At 58.3% G+C, this 18,797-nt stretch carries 19 protein-coding genes and 1 pseudogene; 15 read left to right on the top strand and 5 right to left on the bottom strand.

Annotated elements, in window-relative coordinates; translation table 11 throughout:
• A partial coding sequence (locus V7680_RS11665; RefSeq protein WP_335653449.1) for a transglycosylase domain-containing protein occupies positions 1–1,788 on the bottom strand: 1,788 nt, incomplete at its 3' end.
• Positions 1,789–1,902: 114 nt separating this feature from the next.
• Here V7680_RS11665 and V7680_RS11660 point away from each other — a divergent pair.
• Positions 1,903–2,277, top strand: a complete 375-nt coding sequence (locus V7680_RS11660) for a hypothetical protein (protein ID WP_335653448.1) — start codon at positions 1,903–1,905, stop codon at positions 2,275–2,277.
• Positions 2,278–2,290: 13 nt separating this feature from the next.
• On the opposite strand, the gene cobS is transcribed toward V7680_RS11660, so the two are convergent.
• Entirely contained in the window at positions 2,291–3,280 is a 990-nt protein-coding gene (cobS, locus tag V7680_RS11655) for a cobaltochelatase subunit CobS (protein ID WP_335653447.1), read from the bottom strand.
• Positions 3,281–3,417: 137 nt separating this feature from the next.
• Positions 3,418–4,026, bottom strand: coding sequence for a J domain-containing protein (locus tag V7680_RS11650; protein WP_335653446.1), 609 nt, complete (start codon positions 4,024–4,026; stop codon positions 3,418–3,420).
• Between the two features lie 115 nt (positions 4,027–4,141).
• Here V7680_RS11650 and V7680_RS11645 point away from each other — a divergent pair, with 115 nt between their 5' ends.
• The 3 genes from V7680_RS11645 to V7680_RS11635 are packed head-to-tail and all read left to right on the top strand — an operon-like array spanning position 4,142 to position 5,672.
• Positions 4,142–4,417 (top strand): BolA family protein, encoded by a 276-nt coding sequence (locus V7680_RS11645; protein WP_335653445.1) that lies wholly within the window; start codon positions 4,142–4,144, stop codon positions 4,415–4,417.
• Entirely contained in the window at positions 4,414–4,782 is a 369-nt protein-coding gene (locus tag V7680_RS11640) for a cupin domain-containing protein (RefSeq protein ID WP_335653444.1), read from the top strand. The genes V7680_RS11645 and V7680_RS11640 overlap by 4 nt, the downstream gene beginning before the upstream one ends.
• On the top strand, positions 4,779–5,672 hold the full coding sequence (locus V7680_RS11635; RefSeq protein ID WP_335653443.1) for a pirin family protein: 894 nt from the start codon (positions 4,779–4,781) through the stop codon (positions 5,670–5,672). The genes V7680_RS11640 and V7680_RS11635 overlap by 4 nt, the downstream gene beginning before the upstream one ends.
• 46 nt (positions 5,673–5,718) lie before the next feature.
• Here V7680_RS11635 and V7680_RS11630 read toward each other — a convergent pair whose 3' ends face one another.
• A complete protein-coding gene (locus tag V7680_RS11630) occupies positions 5,719–6,774 on the bottom strand; it encodes a DUF2332 domain-containing protein (RefSeq protein WP_335653442.1) in 1,056 nt (351 codons plus the stop codon).
• A gap of 45 nt (positions 6,775–6,819) precedes the next feature.
• On the opposite strand from V7680_RS11630, the gene hisG reads away from it, so the two are divergent.
• The 11 genes from hisG (at position 6,820) to V7680_RS11575 (ending at position 17,107) form a co-directional block, all read left to right on the top strand.
• Positions 6,820–7,470: an ATP phosphoribosyltransferase gene (gene hisG / locus V7680_RS11625; RefSeq protein ID WP_335653441.1), complete on the top strand. Its 651-nt coding sequence runs from the start codon at positions 6,820–6,822 to the stop codon at positions 7,468–7,470.
• Positions 7,470–8,765 carry a histidinol dehydrogenase gene (gene hisD, locus V7680_RS11620; protein ID WP_335653440.1) on the top strand — a complete coding sequence of 432 codons (1,296 nt, stop codon included), beginning with the start codon at positions 7,470–7,472 and terminating at the stop codon, positions 8,763–8,765. The genes hisG and hisD overlap by 1 nt, the downstream gene beginning before the upstream one ends.
• A 23-nt stretch (positions 8,766–8,788) precedes the next feature.
• A complete protein-coding gene (locus V7680_RS11615; protein ID WP_335653439.1) occupies positions 8,789–9,313 on the top strand; it encodes a DUF1993 domain-containing protein in 525 nt (174 codons plus the stop codon).
• The gene (gene nusB / locus V7680_RS11610) at positions 9,310–9,756 is read left to right on the top strand and encodes a transcription antitermination factor NusB (protein ID WP_335653438.1); all 447 of its coding nucleotides are present in this window, start codon (positions 9,310–9,312) and stop codon (positions 9,754–9,756) included. The genes V7680_RS11615 and nusB overlap by 4 nt, the downstream gene beginning before the upstream one ends.
• A 30-nt stretch (positions 9,757–9,786) precedes the next feature.
• Positions 9,787–10,710, top strand: a complete 924-nt coding sequence (locus tag V7680_RS11605) for an alpha/beta hydrolase (RefSeq protein ID WP_335653437.1) — start codon at positions 9,787–9,789, stop codon at positions 10,708–10,710.
• Complete coding sequence (gene thiL, locus V7680_RS11600; RefSeq protein ID WP_335653436.1) at positions 10,707–11,642, top strand: thiamine-phosphate kinase; 936 nt, start codon at positions 10,707–10,709, stop codon at positions 11,640–11,642. The genes V7680_RS11605 and thiL overlap by 4 nt, the downstream gene beginning before the upstream one ends.
• A 157-nt stretch (positions 11,643–11,799) precedes the next feature.
• Entirely contained in the window at positions 11,800–13,944 is a 2,145-nt protein-coding gene (locus tag V7680_RS11595) for a sodium-translocating pyrophosphatase (RefSeq protein ID WP_335653435.1), read from the top strand.
• Positions 13,945–14,113: 169 nt separating this feature from the next.
• Positions 14,114–15,325: a GNAT family N-acetyltransferase gene (locus V7680_RS11590; protein ID WP_335653434.1), complete on the top strand. Its 1,212-nt coding sequence runs from the start codon at positions 14,114–14,116 to the stop codon at positions 15,323–15,325.
• A gap of 2 nt (positions 15,326–15,327) precedes the next feature.
• Entirely contained in the window at positions 15,328–16,206 is an 879-nt protein-coding gene (locus V7680_RS11585) for a transcriptional regulator (RefSeq protein WP_335653433.1), read from the top strand.
• A 95-nt stretch (positions 16,207–16,301) separates the two neighbouring features.
• Positions 16,302–16,802 (top strand): hypothetical protein, encoded by a 501-nt coding sequence (locus V7680_RS11580; RefSeq protein ID WP_335653432.1) that lies wholly within the window; start codon positions 16,302–16,304, stop codon positions 16,800–16,802.
• Entirely contained in the window at positions 16,799–17,107 is a 309-nt protein-coding gene (locus tag V7680_RS11575; protein ID WP_335653431.1) for a putative quinol monooxygenase, read from the top strand. Before V7680_RS11580 ends, V7680_RS11575 begins: the two co-directional genes overlap by 4 nt.
• Before the next feature lie 98 nt (positions 17,108–17,205).
• Here V7680_RS11575 and V7680_RS11570 read toward each other — a convergent pair.
• Positions 17,206–18,797, bottom strand: a pseudogene (locus V7680_RS11570) (TonB-dependent receptor plug domain-containing protein); the annotation flags it as partial.

Genomic DNA, 18,797 nt, shown 5'->3' with positions numbered 1-18,797 from the left:
GTCATCATTGCCGATCCAGACTCCGACCACCAGCCGGTCATCACCGTCCCCGGCATAACCGACAAACAGGGCGTCGCGATTATTCTGGCTGGTGCCGGTCTTGCCATAATTGGGGATCGACAACATCGCCCTGCGTCCCGTGCCCTCGTTGACCGCGGACCGCAACAGTTTCTCCATATTGGCATGGGTGTCGGCCCTATAGCGTCCCGGCCAGTCAAACAGCCACTCGGCCCAGGTTTGCTGTTCTTTCTTGAAAGCATAAGGCTCGACCGGCCAGCGGTTGCCGGCGACCCCTGCATAAGCAGCGGTCAACTCCATCAGGGTCATGGTTGAGGTGCCGAGTGCCAGGCTGGGGTCATCTTCGGCGAGCCTGGATTTGACACCAAGATTACGGGCTTCGCGGATGACAGCCTTGTCGCCGACTTGGCCGAACAGGCGCACCGCTGCGACATTGCTCGACTTGGCAAAAGCATCTTTCAAGCTGAGCGTGCCGCGATATTTTTCTCCGGCATTTTTGGGGAGATAGCCGCCTTTGGTGATCGGACTGTCGTCGACCATGTCATCGGGGTTCATGCCGGAACGCAGCGCTGCCAGCCAGACGAACAGCTTGAATGTGGACCCCGGCTGGCGCTGTGCCTGGGTGACCCGGTTGAAGGCGGATTTCGCATAATCCTTGCCGCCGATCATCGCCACGACCTCGCCATCCGGCCGCATCGCCACGAGGGCGACCTGCGCCTGACCGAGCGGCGCGCGGGCGATAGCACGGCGGGCAATCTCCTGCAGCCGCGCATCGAGGGTCGTGGTCAGGTTCAGGCTCTCGTAGCTGAGGTCGGTAAGTTCCCGCGCTTGCGGCATGGCCCAATCGGCGAAATAGGTCCCGGTGGGCAGGGCATTTTTGGCGCGGACATCCAGTCTGGCTGTGCCGAGTCTGTCGGCTTCTTGCTGGGTCAGATAGCCGGCGCTGACCATCGCTGCCTTGACGAGCTTGGCGCGTTTTCCGGCCAGCTCCGGATTGCGTGTCGGAGCGAGACGGGATGGCGCCTGGACCAGGCCGGCCAGCATGATCGACTGTTCGAGCGTCAGTTTTTCCGGCTGACGATAATAATAATGCATCGACGCGGCGCGCAGGCCGTAGACATTGTCGCCAAAATAGACGTTGGACAGATAGCGCTCGAATATCTCGTCCTTGCTCAGCCATGCCTCTAGCCAGAATGCGATCAGCATTTCCCGCGCCTTGCGGGTCAGGCTGCGTTCCGGCGTCAGAAATGTGGTCTTGGCCAGTTGCTGGGTGATCGTGCTGCCGCCCTGTGTCATTCCGCTACCGGAGATATTGCTCAACAACGCGCGAGCGAACCCGCGTGGATCAACGCCCCAGTGCGAATAGAAGCGCCGGTCCTCGATCGACATAAAGGCTTGCATCACATGATCGGGCAATCTTACGACCTGTACCGGATCATCGACCACCGCGCCATTGCGGGCAAACGGCTGTCCGTCGGAGGTCAAAAGCGTGATTTGCGGCGGAACAATCGGTTGCAGGGATTTAGACAAAGGCGCAGTGATCGCAAGATAGGCGACCAGAATAATGAAGATGAATAGCCCGGCTGCCATGGCGCGACTGAACCACCACCATTTTCCGCGCGGCTTTTTGAGCGGCGCAACCGGCTCGTCAATGCGCGGCGGGATGGCGTCGCCATAGGGTTCGTAGAATGTGGTTTCAGCCTTCGGCCTGCTGCGAAATGGCCAAAACCAGGGACGTTTGACAGAAGAATCAGGGCTACGCTCAAGCATGTAGCTACTGTATTGCCATAATAATACGCCATTGGCGAGAAAGAAGTTTGGAAAGCATGAATGTTTTGCTAGTTTATTGGCATATCTGGAGAATGGATAATGCTAGGAAAATTGTTGGAAATCGGAAATCCATTTAGACTGACCCAGCGCGAATACGAAGCGACGATCAACGCGCTGAACATATTCTTCGGCGCGATCATCGGTGTCAGCCTGGGCAATATTACCGAAATTCCGATGGATGACTATATTCTGTTGCTGGTCATCATTTCGGCAATGGTGAGCAGCATCTTGTTGGTAACCTATACCCATCGGCGAATCTGGAACAGCATCATGCTGACGGCGGTCTTGCTGGCAGCCTGGTATGCCGAAAGCAATGCTGGTGACCTCATCGATTTTCCTGAACGCGTGTTGCCAACGCTCACCGTGTGGGGAGCGCTGGCTGTGATGACCGAATTTTCAGATCGCGCAGACGATCCGCAATCTGACTAGATTTGAAGCCCGACTATTTGCCCATCACGCTTTCCGGCAGATCTTCACCAAAGACCCGCTGATAATATTCGGCGACCAGCATCCGCTCCGCTTCATCACATTTGTTGAGGAAGGAGAGGCGGAAGGCGAAGCCGATATTCTTGAAGATCGCAGCATTCTGGGCCCAGCTGATTACGGTCCGCGGGCTCATCACCGTGGAAATGTCTCCGTTGACGAATCCTTGCCGGGTCAGTTCCGCGACCTTGATCATATTCTCGACCGTCTTGTCGCCGGCGTCCGGCACTTTCGACAGGATCACCTTTGCTTCTGTCGCCGCTGGCAGATAGTTCAGCGTAACGACGATGTTCCAGCGATCCATCTGGCCCTGGTTGATCTGCTGGGTGCCGTGATAAAGCCCGCTGGTGTCGCCGAGACCGACGGTGTTGGCGGTGGCGAACAGACGGAAATAGGGGTTGGGGCGGATCACGCGGTTCTGGTCGAGCAGGGTAAGCTTGCCTTCTGCTTCCAATATCCGCTGGATCACGAACATCACGTCGGGGCGACCGGCGTCATATTCGTCGAACACCAGGGCGGTCGGCGTCTGCAACGCCCAGGGGAGCAGGCCTTCGCGGAATTCGGTGACCTGCTGGCCGTCCTTCAATACAATTGCATCGCGCCCGACCAGATCGATACGGCTGATATGCGCGTCGAGGTTGATCCGGATACAGGGCCAGTTGAGGCGTGCGGCAACCTGTTCGATATGGGTCGATTTTCCGGTACCATGATAGCCCTGGACCATCACCCGCCGGTTGAAAGCGAAGCCGGCCAGGATGGCAGTCGTGGTTTCGGGATCGAAAACATAGGAGGGGTCGAGATCGGGAACCCGTTCGTCCTTCACGCTGAACGCGGGGACCTGCATGTCGAGATCAATACCAAAAATCTCGCGCGCATCGACCATCTTGTCGGGCGCATCCATGATGGTTTCGCCGCTGGTATCGGAATTGGTATTTGGTATCTCAGTCATGTTCGCCCTTCGAAATTGCTCATCCGTTGGCCCTAGCCCCTATCATCGGGCCTGTCGAAACACGTTCGTCAAAATCGACAGGCGCCGAGGACCTGAAGCGTTCCTCGACAAGTTCAGGACCAACGGGAATTGGATTCTCATCGAAAATCCGGTGATTCCTTAAGCTGCGTATAGGCCTCGATCACATTTGCCAACTGTTTCTCGTGGCTGCGGTCGCCACCATTGCGATCGGGATGATATTTGCGGACCAGCGCGGAATAGGCACGGCGGATGTCACTGCGACCGATGGATTGGCTGTCATCGTCGCCAAGCCCTAGCGTCCTGAGCGCATTCTGATCAGCGCGAGAGATGCCCGGGCCCGAAGCTTGCCGCCGGTTGATACCGGCGGCAAATCGTGCGCCGATTGCATCGAGCGGATCGGTAAAATTGGCCCAGGCCGGTGGCACGCTCGGTCCCGCATCATAGACTCGTCGCGTCGAGTCCCATCCGCGCACCGGATGTTGCGCCTGGAAAATTTCCTCCGCATCCATTCCGGCGAAATAATCATAGCCCTGATTAAACTCGCGGACATGGTCGAGGCAAAGCCAGCGATATTCGCCGGGGCCGTCATGGCTGCGGCTGGAGCCGTATATAGGGGGCGCGCGAAACTCCCCGGCTTCGAGGCAGCCCTCGATGGTGCAAGGCTGGCCTTCGGTTTCGACGCGGCCATGAAAGCGGTTGGGTTTTCTTTTGGGCGAAACGGTCAATGTTGCTCCGTTGGTCCCGCGCGGTTCGAAGGACTGTTTGAAAGCCGCAAAGGCGCTTCGACAAGCGCAGCAAAAACGGCTAATATGTTGAGTGAAAAAGCAATATGGAGATTCGATGCCCAAAGGTCCAGTCCACAGCGAGATTGAAAAGCGGCTCACCGCCGAACTCTCGCCAATATCGCTCGTCGTGACCAACGACAGCGCCAGCCATCACGGCCATGCCGGCGACGATGGCAGCGGGGAATCGCATTTCTCCGTCGACATTGAATGCGCGGCCTTCGCAGGACAATCCCGCCTCAACCGCCAGCGGATGGTCAACAAGGCGCTCGGCGACATGATGCGCGACAAGGTTCATGCTATGGTGATCAAGGCGAGGGCACCGGGAGAGTGACCGCCCAAAAGGTCAATCTTGCCGACGCCTTCGCCAGCTTCTCCGATCACTGGTCTCCGAAAGTCGCTGGCGAGATCAACGACATGCAGGTGAAGCTTGCCAAATTTGAAGGCAAGTTTGACTGGCATCATCATGAACGGGAAGACGAGCTGTTCCTGGTGATCAAGGGCCGGATGCGGATGGGGTTGCGCAGCGGTGATATCGATCTTGATGAAGGCGAAATGATTATCGTCCCGCATGGCGTCGAACATTGCCCGGAGGCTTTGTCAGATGAATGTCACGTGCTGATGCTAGAACCAAAGACAACGCTCAACACGGGGAATGTGATAACAGAGAAAACCGTCAGAAGGCTGGATGTAATATGACCAACATCATCCAAACGATCACCCCAACCACCCACGATCTTGGCGACTTCGAAGTTCGCCGTGTCCTGCCATCGCGTCATCGCCGGATGGTTGGGCCGTTTATCTTTGTCGACGAATTTGGCCCGGCGGTCCTGCCGGAAGGCGATGGCATGGGCGTGCGCCCGCATCCGCATATCAATCTGGCGACGGTGACCTATTTGTTCGAAGGCGCGATTGATCATCGTGACAGTCTTGGCACGCACCAGACAATCCGGCCGGGTGCGGTGAACCTGATGACGGCGGGCAGGGGGATTGTCCATTCGGAGCGCTCTCCGTTGGAGAGTCGCGACCAAAAGAAGCCGATGTTCGGGATGCAGACATGGCTGGCATTGCCCGATGGCAAGGAAGAGATTGATCCGGCGTTCGAGAATGTCGGGGAGGAAGATTTGCCGCTGGTCGAGGACAATGGCGTAAAGGCGCGGATCATCATGGGGTCGCTCTGGGGACAGGCAGCTCCAACCACATGTCATGCCGAGACGATCTATGCCGACATATTGCTGTTCGCCGATGGCGCGATACCGATTGACGCGGAGGCTGACGAACGAGCGGTAATGCTGGTCGACGGCGACGGCGCGCTGGATGGCGTGCCGCTAGAGAAATATGTGCTGTATGTGATTGCACCGGGGGCGAGTGTCTCGCTTTCCTCCCTGTCTGGTGGGCGGGCGATGCTGCTCGGCGGCGAGGCCTTTACCACCGAACGCCATGTCTGGTGGAATTTTGTATCCTCGAGCAAGGAGCGGATCGAGCAGGCGAAGGCCGACTGGTTCGAAGGGCGCTTTCCCAAGGTACCGGGCGATCCCGATGAATATATTCCGCTGCCCAAGGGCACGCCCAACACGATTACGGAATGATGAGACCTCTCCCTATGGGAGAGGGCAGTCTACCTTTGCTACGTCATTAACCCTCAAACCACTCCACCCACGCGCCATGGGCATGGGCGCGGCCCAATAGCGCCACTTCCTCGCCTCCGGGCCAATAGCGGATGGTCAGTTCGTGGCTGAAGGTCTTGCGGTTGGTCTCCAGCGACATCCATGCCAGTGGCCTGTCCACCGTCGCCGCTTTGCCGGCAGCCTCCACTGCGGTCGTGATCCGGTCCTTGGTTGCCTGCGGCAGATATTGCCAGACGATCGAATGCATCAGCACCCGGGTCACGCCGCTTTTCTGCGGCAGGGTCAGCTGCTCTTCCGTCCAGTCGGCGGCATCGGCTTTCACGACATCGGGTGCGTCCTGCTTGGCGAGCGCGATCGAGGCTTCCATCCGTTCGAAGCGGGCGGGCATTTCCGGCCAGATATAGCCTTTGAGCCGAGCGGCGGTTTCATCATCGGTCAGGTCTATCGGGTTCTGGTCGCAGCCGCGAACAGTGACAATCTCGACGGGAGCTTGCGGGGGCGGTGGACCGCGCCATTCCGGCTTGATCCGCATCGGTGAATCCTCCGGCCCCGCCTGAACGCCGCTCAGGTCGTAATGATAGCGTCCCATCATCGTATTCACGCCAGCGCTGGCACCCAGTTCGAGCAGTTCGAATCGCGACCCGACACGCTCCGACAGCCACAATAATCCAGCCATGAAACTGGCCGATCGACCGGACTCATTGGTCTGTGGCGGGCTATCGAACCACGGCAGCAATTGCTCGTCATGGTCGGCGACCACTTGTCCAACGAGGCGATCGATCGCATCCTGATCAGTCGTCCGGCGTTCGTATATTTCGGCGAGCCGTGGTTCCTTGCCGCTGAGATAGAGATGGTGGAGTCCGCCGGTGAGGCGCAGCGGCATCGCGTCTTCCAGCGGTTTTCCCGGCCAGTGCGCGATCTTTTGTCCGCAGGCAGTGGGGCCGCCGATCAACGCCAATTGGCCGATGATGATCGAAGCAGTAACGGGCGCATCGTTGCGCAAACAATGTTCCGCCTGACCGCGCATTCCCTGGGCGATATCTTCAACGTCCAAAATGTCCATAACTCGTTGCCCTTTCATCTGCGAACCCGTAAAGCCGCGGCCATCATGGCCAAACCACTAATCTTTGCAATTCCGAAAGGGAGGATCTTGGACGATGCTTTGCCGCTCCTGGAGCAGGCCGGTATCGTGCCAGAAGACGCCTTTTTTGACAAGTCCAACCGCAGCCTGCAATTCGCGACCAATCAGGATCATATCTCGATCATCCGCGTCCGGGCGTTCGATGTCGCGACCTTTGTCGCCCATGGCGCTGCGCAGATCGGCATCGTCGGATCGGATGTGATAGAGGAATTCGGCTATAGCGAATTATACGCGCCGGTCGATCTCGGCATCGGCCGCTGCCGCCTGTCGCTGGCCCAGCCGAAGGACGACGCGGAGCAGGTCGGCAATATCTCCCATCTCCGGGTGGCGACCAAATATCCCAATCTGACCAGCCGCTATTTCGAGAGCAAGGGCATTCAGGCCGAGTGCGTGAAGTTGAACGGCGCGATGGAACTGGCGCCATCATTGGGCCTGTCGCGGCATATCGTCGATCTGGTCGAATCGGGCAGCACGTTGAAAGCGAACAATCTGGTCGAGACCGACCGGATACTGGATATTTCGGGACGTCTGGTTGTAAACCGCGCAGCGTATAAGATGCGCAGCGCCGAACTGACGCCGCTGGTGCAGAAATTTCGCGAGCTGGTGGGGCAGGTCTGATGCCGATGCGGATGGCCATCACCGATGACGGTTTCGCCGAAGCCTTTGACGCGCTAGTCAACGCGCGGCGCGAGGCCGATGATGATGTGTCGGCCGACGTCCGGGCGATCATTCGGGATGTGCGCGATCATGGCGATGAGGCGGTTTCTCGGCTGACCAGCAAGTTTGACCGGCATGATCTGGAACAGACCGGCTGGCGCGTGTCGAAGGCTGAATCGGCTGCGGCACTGGAAGACTTGGAAGCATCTTTGCGAGTTGCGCTAGAGCTGGCAGCCTTAAGAATCCGTGATTACCATGAGGGGCAAATCCCTGATAACAGGGACTATATGGATGAAGCCGGCGTGCGCATTGGCGCGCGCTGGGGAGCGGTCGAGCGAGCGGGCATCTATATCCCCGGCGGCCGAGCAGCTTACCCGTCTTCGGTGCTGATGAACGCCATCCCGGCCAAGGCTGCCGGTGTCGAGCATATCATCATGGTTACTCCCGCGCCCGGCGGTTATATCAATCCTTTGGTACTCGCTGCCGCAGAATTGGCCGGAGTAGACGAAATTTGGCGGATTGGCGGCGCGCAAGCGGTCGCTGCTCTGGCTTACGGGACCGAAAAAATCAAAGCGGTCGACGTTATCACCGGCCCCGGCAACGCCTGGGTCGCAGAGGCGAAACGGCAGGTTTTCGGGGTTGTTGGCATCGACATGGTTGCTGGTCCTTCGGAAATTGTAGTGGTGGCAGACGGCAAGAATGATCCCGACTGGATCGCCGCCGATCTGCTCAGCCAGGCCGAGCATGATCCGACAAGCCAGTCGATATTATTCACAGATAATATGAAGTTTGCCGATCAAGTTGCTATAAAAATTGATGAGCAGCTAAAGGTCCTTGCAACATCCGCAACCGCGACGACCAGCTGGAATGACAATGGAGCGATCATCATTGTCGACCGGTTAGAGCAGGCCATCCCTCTGGTCGACCGGCTGGCTGCCGAACATCTCGAGCTGGCGGTCGACGATCCGGATGCTCTGTTCAGAAAAGTCCGCCACGCCGGATCGGTGTTTCTGGGCCGCCATACGCCCGAGGCTGTCGGTGATTATGTCGCCGGCCCCAACCATGTATTGCCGACCGGAAGACGGGCACGTTTCTCGTCCGGTCTTTCGGTGACCGACTTTATGAAACGCACCAGCTTCATTCACTGCGACGAACAGGCTCTGCGCAATATTGGGCCGGCTGCGGTTGCGCTGGCACAGGCAGAAGGTTTGCCCGCGCATGCCGCCAGCATCGCAAAGCGGCTCGACCGGCGCTGACAATCAACAGAAAGAAGATGTCCATGACCATTTCACTATATGACGCCATCATCCCGTCCCAGCTGCAGATCATCGCAGCGGTCCGCAAACTGGTCGACAAGGCCAAGGCCCATTGCGAGGAAAAAGATGCCCCAGCGGAAGATCTTATCGGCGCTCGGCTGATTGAGGACATGCTGCCCTTTTCCTATCAGATAAAATCCTGCCGCGAGCATTCGCTTGGCGCGATTGAAGCTGTGAGGGAGGGTTTGGCGACGCCAAGCCTGGTCGCGCCACCGAATGACTGGGTCGGCCTTTACGAGAAGCTTGATGAAGCAAAGACTGGCCTCGAAGCGGTTAGCGAAGCCGAGATGGAGAGCTTTGTCGGCAAGGACGTGGAATTCCGTTTCAAGGATACAGTGATGCCTTTTACCGGCGAAAATTACCTGCTGAGCTTTGCCCAGCCCAATTTCTATTTCCATGCCACGACGGCCTATGCCTTGCTCCGCGAGCGTGGCCTGCAAATCGGCAAGGGCAATTTCCTCGGCACTCCACGGATGAAAAGAACATGACCGCAAAATCAACATCCCGATCCGCTGCCCGTCTGGCAGCCGTGCAGGCCTTGTTCCAGCACCAGATGGAAAAAACGCCGGTGACGAAACTGATCAAGGAGTTTCACGACCATCGGCTCGGCAAGGAAATCGAGGATGACCAATATCATCCGGCCGAAGGCGACTTTTTCGATGATCTGGTTATCGGCGTGACGTCGCGGCTCGAGGAAATCGACGGACTGGTCGATTCGAAACTGGCCAAAGGCTGGACATTGGGACGTCTCGACAAGACGATGCTCCAGATCCTCCGCTGCGGTACATTTGAATTGGTCGCATATGATGACGTACCGATCGCAACGGTAATTGACGAATATCTCGACGTGGCTCATGCCTTTTTCAACAAGAAGGATGCTGGTTTCGTAAACGGACTGCTCGACAGTATTGCGAAACAGGTCAGGGGCTGAACAATACCCCTGTTGCTTTAGGGGAAAATATTGTCCGACTTTCTAGACCGGCTCGATCCTGCATTTCGCGAGATGATTTCTGCCGACGGGCCTTATATTTCCGAGATGTTGAGGACAGACGTAGCAAGCGCACGTGCGGCTGCTACCGACCGTTTCTCAAGGATAGCCGAGACCCTGCCCGAATTTGAAGGCCAGAAAGACGCCTATCATATGCCCGGTCTGGCTGGTGAACCCGAAGTTTCGGTGCTCGAATATCAAGGGCACGATATGCTCTATCCCGATTGCACGATCATCTGGCTGCACGGCGGCGGCTATTTGATCGGCAGCCCAGAGGAGCTTGCTGCGCAAAGCTACTCCGCTCTCGCACCGGTGGTCTCGGTGGATTACCGGATGGCGCCGGAACATCGCGCACCGGCTGCAGCGAATGATGTTTGTGCTGTGATCGAACGAATCGCGAAAAACCGCAATCCGCGCAAGATCATCCTCGCGGGACCGAGCGCGGGCGGCGGGCTGGCGGCGAGCGCTGCGCTGCTCAACCGCGACCGGGGCGGGCCGGAGATCGCATTTCAGTTGCTCATCTATCCGATGATCGATGACCGGCACGATACACCTTCGGGACATATGGATATCCCGCCTTCCAGCTGGACGCGCGAAGCCTCGCTACATGCCTGGTCGCTCTATGCAGAGGAAGGCGGAGCCAGCGCTTATGCGGCCGCTGCGCGGGCAAGCGATCTTACCGGTCTGCCGCCCGCCTATATCATGTGCGGTGATCTCGATCTGTTTCTCGACGAAGATATTGATTATGCAAATCGTCTTCGTTCATCCGGTGTTCCAGTTGAGCTTGCTATCTACCCCGGCGCGCCGCACGGTTTTAACGGATTTGTCCCAAAGGCTGCGGTCAGCAAGCGCGCCAACGCTTCCATCAGAATGGCACTGGAGCACGCCCTCTCTTGAACGAACTAGCATTTATTGACCGGCTAAAGGCCATTTCTAACCATCCTGCAGCCCGCGGACTGGCCGACGATGTCGCCATGATGCCTTTCGGTCGCCACAAACTGGTGATGACCCATGACATGATGGTCGAAGGCGTGCACTTCCTTCGCGATGCCGATCCTGCCGACGTGGCGTGGAAACTTGTCGCGGTGAACATGTCCGATCTGGCGGCCAAGGGTGCGAAGCCGCTTGGGGTGCTGCTCGGTTATGGCCAAACTTCTGGCGATCAATGGGATGCCGCTTTCGTCGAGGGCCTGAAGCAGGCGATAGACCGGTTTGCCGTGCCGTTGCTCGGCGGCGACACGGTAGCGATGGGGGCAGATGCCCCGCGCACTTTCGGCCTGACCGCGATTGGCGAAGCAAAAGGCCATATCGTACCCTCGCGCAGCAATGCAAAGCCGGGTCACGCTGTCTATGTCACCGGAACCATCGGTGATGCCTGGGCCGGCCTGCAGATTGCTTCGGGATTACTCCGATCAACCGATATCGATGTCACCGCATCATTATTGAAAGCCCACACTCGCCCGATGCCGCGGCTGGAGGAGGGAAGGGTGCTGTCCAATCTGGTCAGCAGCATGATGGATATTTCGGACGGATTGTTGCTCGATGCATCGCGGATTGCAGAGGCGAGCGGCGTAAAGATCGAGATAGATCTTGCGGAAATTCCGTTATCCAAACAGTTCCAGTCTCTAGTCGGCGATGACCGGGAATCGCGGATCAATGCGGCAACCGGAGGTGACGACTATCAGTTGTTGCTCACCGCCAGCCCCGGAACCGTGCTTTCGATTCCGCTTACTTGCGTTGGAGTCTGTCGTCCGGGAACCGGCGTCGCCCTGCATAGCCATGGCGAGCGACTGGAATTGCCCGAACATTTGGGATTTCTGCACGCCTGATCCGGTCGGAGCCGGCTCCCCCCAAAAGCCTTTTGACTGCATCCCCTAGCCGGTAAAAATCAGGGCTTGCACGGCCCGCGTTTCCCGCACTATACAAAAAGCTCATCGCCCCGGTTATCAGGGGCGTTTTATAATAAACAGGGGGGGATGCTCAGCAATGACTGTAGTCACCATTTCAATTTTATGTGGTTTTATAGCCATATTGTACGGTTTTATTACCAGCCGTCAGGTGCTCAATGCGCCGGCAGGCAACGAGAAGATGCAATCTATTGCGGGCGCGATTCAGGAAGGCGCACAAGCCTATTTGAACCGCCAGTATCGGGCGATCGGTATCGTCGGCATCGTTGTCGCGGTTCTGGTTTTCGTGTTCCTCGACATGCCACGCGGCGGTGTTCCGGTATCGACCATCGGTTTCCTTCTGGGCTCGATATTATCGGGTGTTGCTGGTTATATCGGGATGAATATTTCGGTGCGCGCAAATGTCCGCACGGCGCAGGGCGCTAGCGAGAGTTTGCAGACCGGCCTGACCGTTGCGTTCCGCGCCGGTGCGGTGACCGGTATGCTGGTTGCTGGCCTCGCGCTCCTCGCGATTTCCATCTTCTTCTGGGCACTGACCACGCAAATGGGCTTTGCTGCCAATGACCGTACAGTGATTGACTCACTGGTCGCTCTGGCGTTCGGCGCTTCGCTGATTTCGATCTTCGCGCGTCTCGGCGGTGGTATCTTTACCAAGGCCGCTGACGTTGGCGCCGATCTGGTCGGCAAGGTCGAAGCGGGCATCCCCGAGGATGATCCACGCAACCCTGCGACCATCGCGGACAATGTCGGCGACAATGTCGGTGACTGTGCCGGCATGGCAGCTGATCTGTTCGAGACCTATGTTGTGACCGTTGGCGCCACCATGGTGCTTCTGGCTCTGTTGTTCGGCGATCTCGTCGGCAGCGCAATGCTCTACGACCTGATGTCTCTGCCGCTAATCGTTGGTGGTGTCTGTATCCTGACCTCGATCATCGGTACCTACATGGTTCGCCTTGGCGGCGGCACCAATATCATGGGCGCGCTGTACAAGGGTTTCATCACCACTGCGGTGCTCTCGATCCCGGCGATCTATTATGTCACCATGCGGACGCTCGGTGACATGGACGCGCAAATCGGTACCGCACTTGACGGCACTGGCGGATTTACCGGCATGGCCCTGTTCTGGTCAATGATGGTTGGTCTGGCTGTTACCGGCCTGATCATCTGGATCACCGAATATTATACCGGCACGCAATATCGTCCGGTGCGGTCGATCGCCAAATCATCGGAAACCGGCCACGGCACGAACGTGATCCAGGGACTGGCGATTTCGATGGAAGCAACGGCCTTGCCGACGCTGGTAATCGTCATCGGCATCGTTGTCGCGTTCCAGCTCGCTGGTCTGATCGGCATCGCCTTTGCGGCAACCGCCATGCTGGCACTCGCCGGAATGGTTGTGGCGCTCGATGCTTATGGTCCGGTTACGGATAATGCAGGCGGCATTGCCGAAATGGCTGGTCTGGACGAGAGTGTCCGGAACAAGACCGATGCGCTCGACGCAGTGGGCAACACCACAAAGGCTGTAACCAAAGGCTATGCCATCGGTTCCGCCGGTCTTGCGGCTCTGGTGCTTTTCTCGGCTTACACAGCCGACCTCAAGGAGTTCTTTCCGAACCTTGAAGTCAGCTTCAGCCTTGAAAATCCCTATGTGATCGTTGGCCTGTTGCTTGGTGCATTGCTGCCATATCTGTTCGGGTCCATGGGCATGACCGCTGTTGGTCGCGCTGCCGGTGACGTTGTCAAAGACGTTCGCGAACAGTTTGCTGCTGACCCGGGCATCATGGCTGGTACCTCGCGTCCCAACTATGCACGGACCGTGGATCTGGTGACGAAGGCGGCGATCAAGGAAATGATCCTGCCATCGCTGTTGCCGGTTCTCGCACCGATCGTGGTCTATTTCGTGATCACCGCGGTTGCGGGTCAGGCGAACGGCTTTGCGGCTCTCGGCGCATTGTTGCTCGGCGTGATCGTCTCCGGTCTGTTCGTTGCGCTGTCGATGACAGCAGGCGGCGGCGCTTGGGACAATGCCAAGAAATATATCGAAGACGGCAATCACGGCGGCAAGGGCTCGGACGCTCACCATGCTGCAGTGACCGGCGATACTGTTGGCGATCCTTACAAGGATACCGCAGGTCCGGCCGTCAACCCGATGATCAAGATCACCAATATCGTCGCATTGCTGCTGCTCGCAGCGCTTTATGCGGCACAGGGCGGCGTTCACTAGTACGCCATTCCCGTTGGCTTGAAACAAGACCCCGCCGGAAGCGATTCCGGCGGGGTTTTTTGCTGACCTGGCCCCGCAGGCCTATGCGCGGCTTGCGTTAATCACATATTACCCCTTTTTCGCTAGGCTGACCGCCAGTTGAGTAATTGGTCTAACCAGGCGGAACGCGATGGATTTGAATGGGTTACAGAAGTTGGAGGGCACGAACCTCCCCGCTAACCGGTTCCGCGACGGACAGTCGCCCTCCGAGCGCCGGGCGGTATTGCATCCGGTATCCCTTATAGATGCCAATCTCGTCGAGGCATGGAGCGAACTGGCTGGACAGGCGAGCGAGCCGAATATCTTCTACGAACAATGGTTCCTGCGGCCCGGCTTGACCGAATTTGACCATCACCCCGACCTGCGGCTGTTTTTGCTATGGGCGGGCGAACCGGGCCATTCGCAATTGCTTGGCTTATTCCCGCTCGGCCCGGAAAGCCGGTTCGGGCGCTGGCCGGTGCCGCATGTCCAGAACTGGGTCCATCACAATTGCTTTCTCGGCACGCCATTGGTCCGGAAGGGCTTTGAAGCGGAATTCTGGAGCCATTTGCTTAGCGCGCTCGACAGCGGCGACTGGCCGGGCTTTCTCCATATCCACGGCATGGCTATCGGCGGACCACTGGATCATGCGCTACGCGCCCTGTGCGGCGAACAAAAGCGCCGCTGCGATCTTGTCCAGAGCGAAGCGCGAGCGTTCTTGCAGAGCGACCTCGGGTCTGAGGCATATTATAACGCCACCGTTCGCGGCAAAAAGCGCAAAGAGCTGCGGCGCCAGGCCAAGCGGCTCGACGAACTGGGCGAAGTGACCTTCTGTCGCCACAATGACGACACGAATCTCGATTCATGGATCGACGAATTTCTGCAACTGGAGAGCCAGGGCTGGAAAGGCTATGGCGGCTCGTCGCTGAATTCATCGGAGCAGACAACGGGGTTTTTCCGCGAGGCCTTGCGCGGGGCAGCGCGAGCAGGGCAGCTGGAGCGTCATGATATCCGCCTCGAAGGTACGCCGCTGGCGATGCTGGTAAATTTCCACAGCGGCCGCGGCAGCTTCTCGTTCAAAACCGCATTTGACGAAGCCTTCTCGCGTTTTTCTCCCGGCGTTTTGCTGCAGCTGGAAAATCTCAAGATCCTCGAAAACCGTGCGATCGACTGGATGGACAGCTGCGCTTCGCAGGACCATCCGATGATCGACAGCCTTTGGTCCGGACGCCGCCATGTCGGCCGCTTCTCGATCGAACTGAAGGGCGTTTCCCGCCGCGCGATTTTTCACGGCCTGCGGCTCGGCGAAGACTTGATGGGCAAGATCAAGGGGCGCACTATCATTGATCCGAACGAGGTGTAGAAATGAACCAGATCTCCGGTCAGGACAGCTTCAAGCAACAGATTTTTGGCGAGGATAGCCGCAAGCAATTCGATAGCTGTTACCCAGAGCAGCCGCACGTGTTCGACCATGCGATGGTGTCGCACCAATTGCTGACCCTCGAAGCGCTGGCAAAGCTTGGCACCGCGCTTCCAGAGAAAAGTGTCGAATATAATCCCGGTGATCTTCCGGTCGGGATCACACCCGAAGATGTGCCGGACAATGGCATGACCATCGGTGACACGATCCGGATGATCGAGCAGTCGGCGAGCTGGGCGGTGCTGAAGAATATCGAGCAGGTACCGGAATATGAAGCCTTGCTGCTGTTACTGCTCGGTGAAATCCGTCCGATCCTGGAAGCCAAAACCGGCCAGATGCTGAAACCGCAGGGCTTCATCTTCGTGTCCTCACCCGATGCGGTGACGCCTTATCATTTCGATCCGGAACATAATATCCTGCTGCAGCTGCGCGGCGAGAAGTGGATGACCACTTTTCCCGCCGGCGACGCTCGCTTTGCCGCCGACGAAATCCACGAAGCCTATCATGTCGGCGGGCATCGCAATCTCGTCTGGCAGGATGACTTCGAAGCCGATGGCACCAGGCATCATCTAACCCCGGGCAAGGCGATTTTCGTCCCTGTCATGGCGCCGCATTATGTCCAGAACGGTTCGGAACCGAGCATCTCGCTATCGATTACCTGGCGATCTGACTGGAGCTTCGAAGAGGCCGACGCGCGTGCGCTCAATGGTTTGCTGCGCAAGCGGGGGATGAAACCCAAGGCACCAGAGCGCTTCCCCGCGCGCAACCGTGCCAAGTCGCTGGCGTGGCGAGTATTGCGGAAGATCGGTATGACAAACGAATAGGTCGTTTTCTACCGTAACGACGCCACCCGAGCCAACCCCACTTGACGTGCACCTCCGTCAGGGTCACTCTCCAAGAAAAAACAGGGAGAGAGAATATGGCTACACGGATTGCCGCAGCACCGATCAGCATGGACGCCTTTATCGAGAAGCAGGCGAGGGGGGATGCGGTAGTAAATATCGTTCTGGCCGGCGGGATCAACTATTGGCTGACCCGCGATCTTGCCTTTGTTCCTGCGACTCTCCCCTTTGGCGATTCTGCACCCAATCTCGGCGGGACCCTGATTGCCATTGCGGTGTTGATGAGCCTGATGCTGACGTTGATCGTCTATCCGATCACTGTGTCGCAACGCAAATCGGGCAAGATCGAGCCCGGACTGCCTGCTGACACCCGCGTCGGTTTTGCGCCCTTTGTGCTGGCGCTGAAACATCTGGGGATGACGCTGATCCCCGCATTTTTAATCGTTATGGTCTTGCAGGGCGCGGGACCGGAACTGCGTTTCACGCCGACCGCGTTTACCGTGATTGTCACCATCATCGCGGCGGTGCTTGCCTATTTCATGTCGAAAAGCACGACGCGGGCGACGCTGAGCCTGTGATCATCATTTCCGCATCCTTCGCGGTTCAGCCTGCCCAGCGCGAACAGATTATCGCATTGTGTAGCGAGCATAGCGCCCGGTCCCGCGACGAACCCGGCTGTATCTCGCACAATATCTACGCCGATTGCGACGACCCGGCGCGCCCGTTCTTTCACGAAGAATGGCAGGACGAAGCCGCCGTTGCCGCGCATTTCGCGGTCCCGGCATCGGGGGATTTCGTCAACCGGTTGACCGCGCTACTTGGCGAACGGCCGGAGATCAGGATGTACCGGGCGCATGCGGTCTTGATGGCGGAATTGGGTTAGATATTTAACCGTCGCCCCAGCGCAGGCTGGGGCCCAGCCCGACGTGATTGGGAGAAACCAGCTTGGGTTGGATCCCAGCCTACGCTGGGATGACTGCGTCAAAACCGCTTGCGGAAATCAATCTCGACATAGCGCCCGACCGGATCGACAAATCCGCTCTGGTAGCTGAGCGGAATCAGGCCGTTGCCGTCGCGAATGGTCTGGATATCGTCGAAGATATTGTCGACCTTGAAAGCGATCCGGCTGCCCTTCAGGAACGGGATTTTCTCGGTCAGATTGCCGCGGTCATCAAGGTTGATAAACATGCGCAGGTTGAACGTGGTCAGATCGGAAAAGCGCAGGTCGGAACCGGTCAGCCCGCCGTTGACGCTAGTTGCCACCTGATGCTTGCCGTCGAGCCGAAAGCCGATGCCGTTGTTGAACCAGCCACCGTTGATCTCGAACTCGTGCCGCGGGCTGCCGCCGGTCGAGCCGACCGCCGAACCGTTGAGCAAGTCCAGCTCATCGACTCCGTCCCGAATCTTGATCCGGTCCTCTAGGCGAATGGTATGGAAGGCTGACAGTTGCCAGCGTCCGCCGCTTGGACGTCCTCCAGCTCCTGGGCCACCTCCGCCTGGACGACCACCAGCTCCGCCACCACCGCGCGCGCCTTCTGGCCTTGATTCCGCTCCGCTTTCAGGTGTCGAGTCTTGTGGTGGCTTATCGCCTTCTGGCTGACCTTCGGGCGCTTCTGCAGCGGGCCGTCTGGATGCCCGGTCCGCTCCTCCGCGTCCGCCGCCGCTTTCCTGACCAAAACGTTTGGAGAAATCGATGCCGTAGCGGATGCGTTCGCTGCTGACATTGGCATAGTTGACCGGCCGCCGGTCGATCGCGGTCAGGCGGCCAGTGGCATCGCGGGTTACGCGGTCGGGGAAGGCTGCCTCGATCTCCGGCGTCAGCAGCGGGAAGCTGGACGCGACATTTGTGCTGTTATTGCGGAAATATTCGCCGAGGAAGGTGAAACCGTCGAGCCACTCGGGGCGATAATTGACCGCGAGCTTGATATCCCGCTGCTTCTCCGCTGGCAGCGAAAAATTGCCGCCGGTGGTAATCGCGGCCAGCACGGATTCGCCGTTGGTGAAGTCGAAGACCGTGACATCGGGCGTGATGATCACCGGATTGCCCAATTGCGCGATGCTCGGTGCCGCTTCCTCGCCGATGGCGGAAGCGGAGAACACGAGTCCGTCGACCGGTTCCCAGTTCAGGCCAAACCCGAATTCGACCAGACCGCCAAAGTCGGAAAGATCCGAATAGCCGAGATTGCCGTTGATCGACAATTTGCCGATCGCTTCGACAACATCGATATTCTCGTCTGCCAGCGGGATATCGATGTTGATCCCGGTGCTGAGTTCATCGCGACTGAGGCCGGTGGTGGTGACAATCGCGCCGCGGGTTTCCCGGCTGTCCAGATCCTCGCGGTTATAGCCGGCGCGGACAGTGGTGGTGACAGCACCGGACGGCAGAACCAGTAAGGTGCCGGACAGGGTCGCGAGATTGTTGATCGTCTGATCGACGACCTTGGCGCTGTCGGTAACGGGCGCTCCGAGCAACGGCCCAAAGCTGGTGGCGAGGGGGTCGACCGAATCGGCATCAATCGCTGCCTGCAGCAAGCCGATATCGCCGGACCGGTCAGTGTCGGTATTGACCTGCG

The organism is Parasphingorhabdus sp., from assembly GCF_036963705.1.
In the GTDB taxonomy this organism is placed as follows: domain Bacteria; phylum Pseudomonadota; class Alphaproteobacteria; order Sphingomonadales; family Sphingomonadaceae; genus Parasphingorhabdus.
This window is presented reverse-complemented; position numbering and strand designations above follow the sequence as displayed.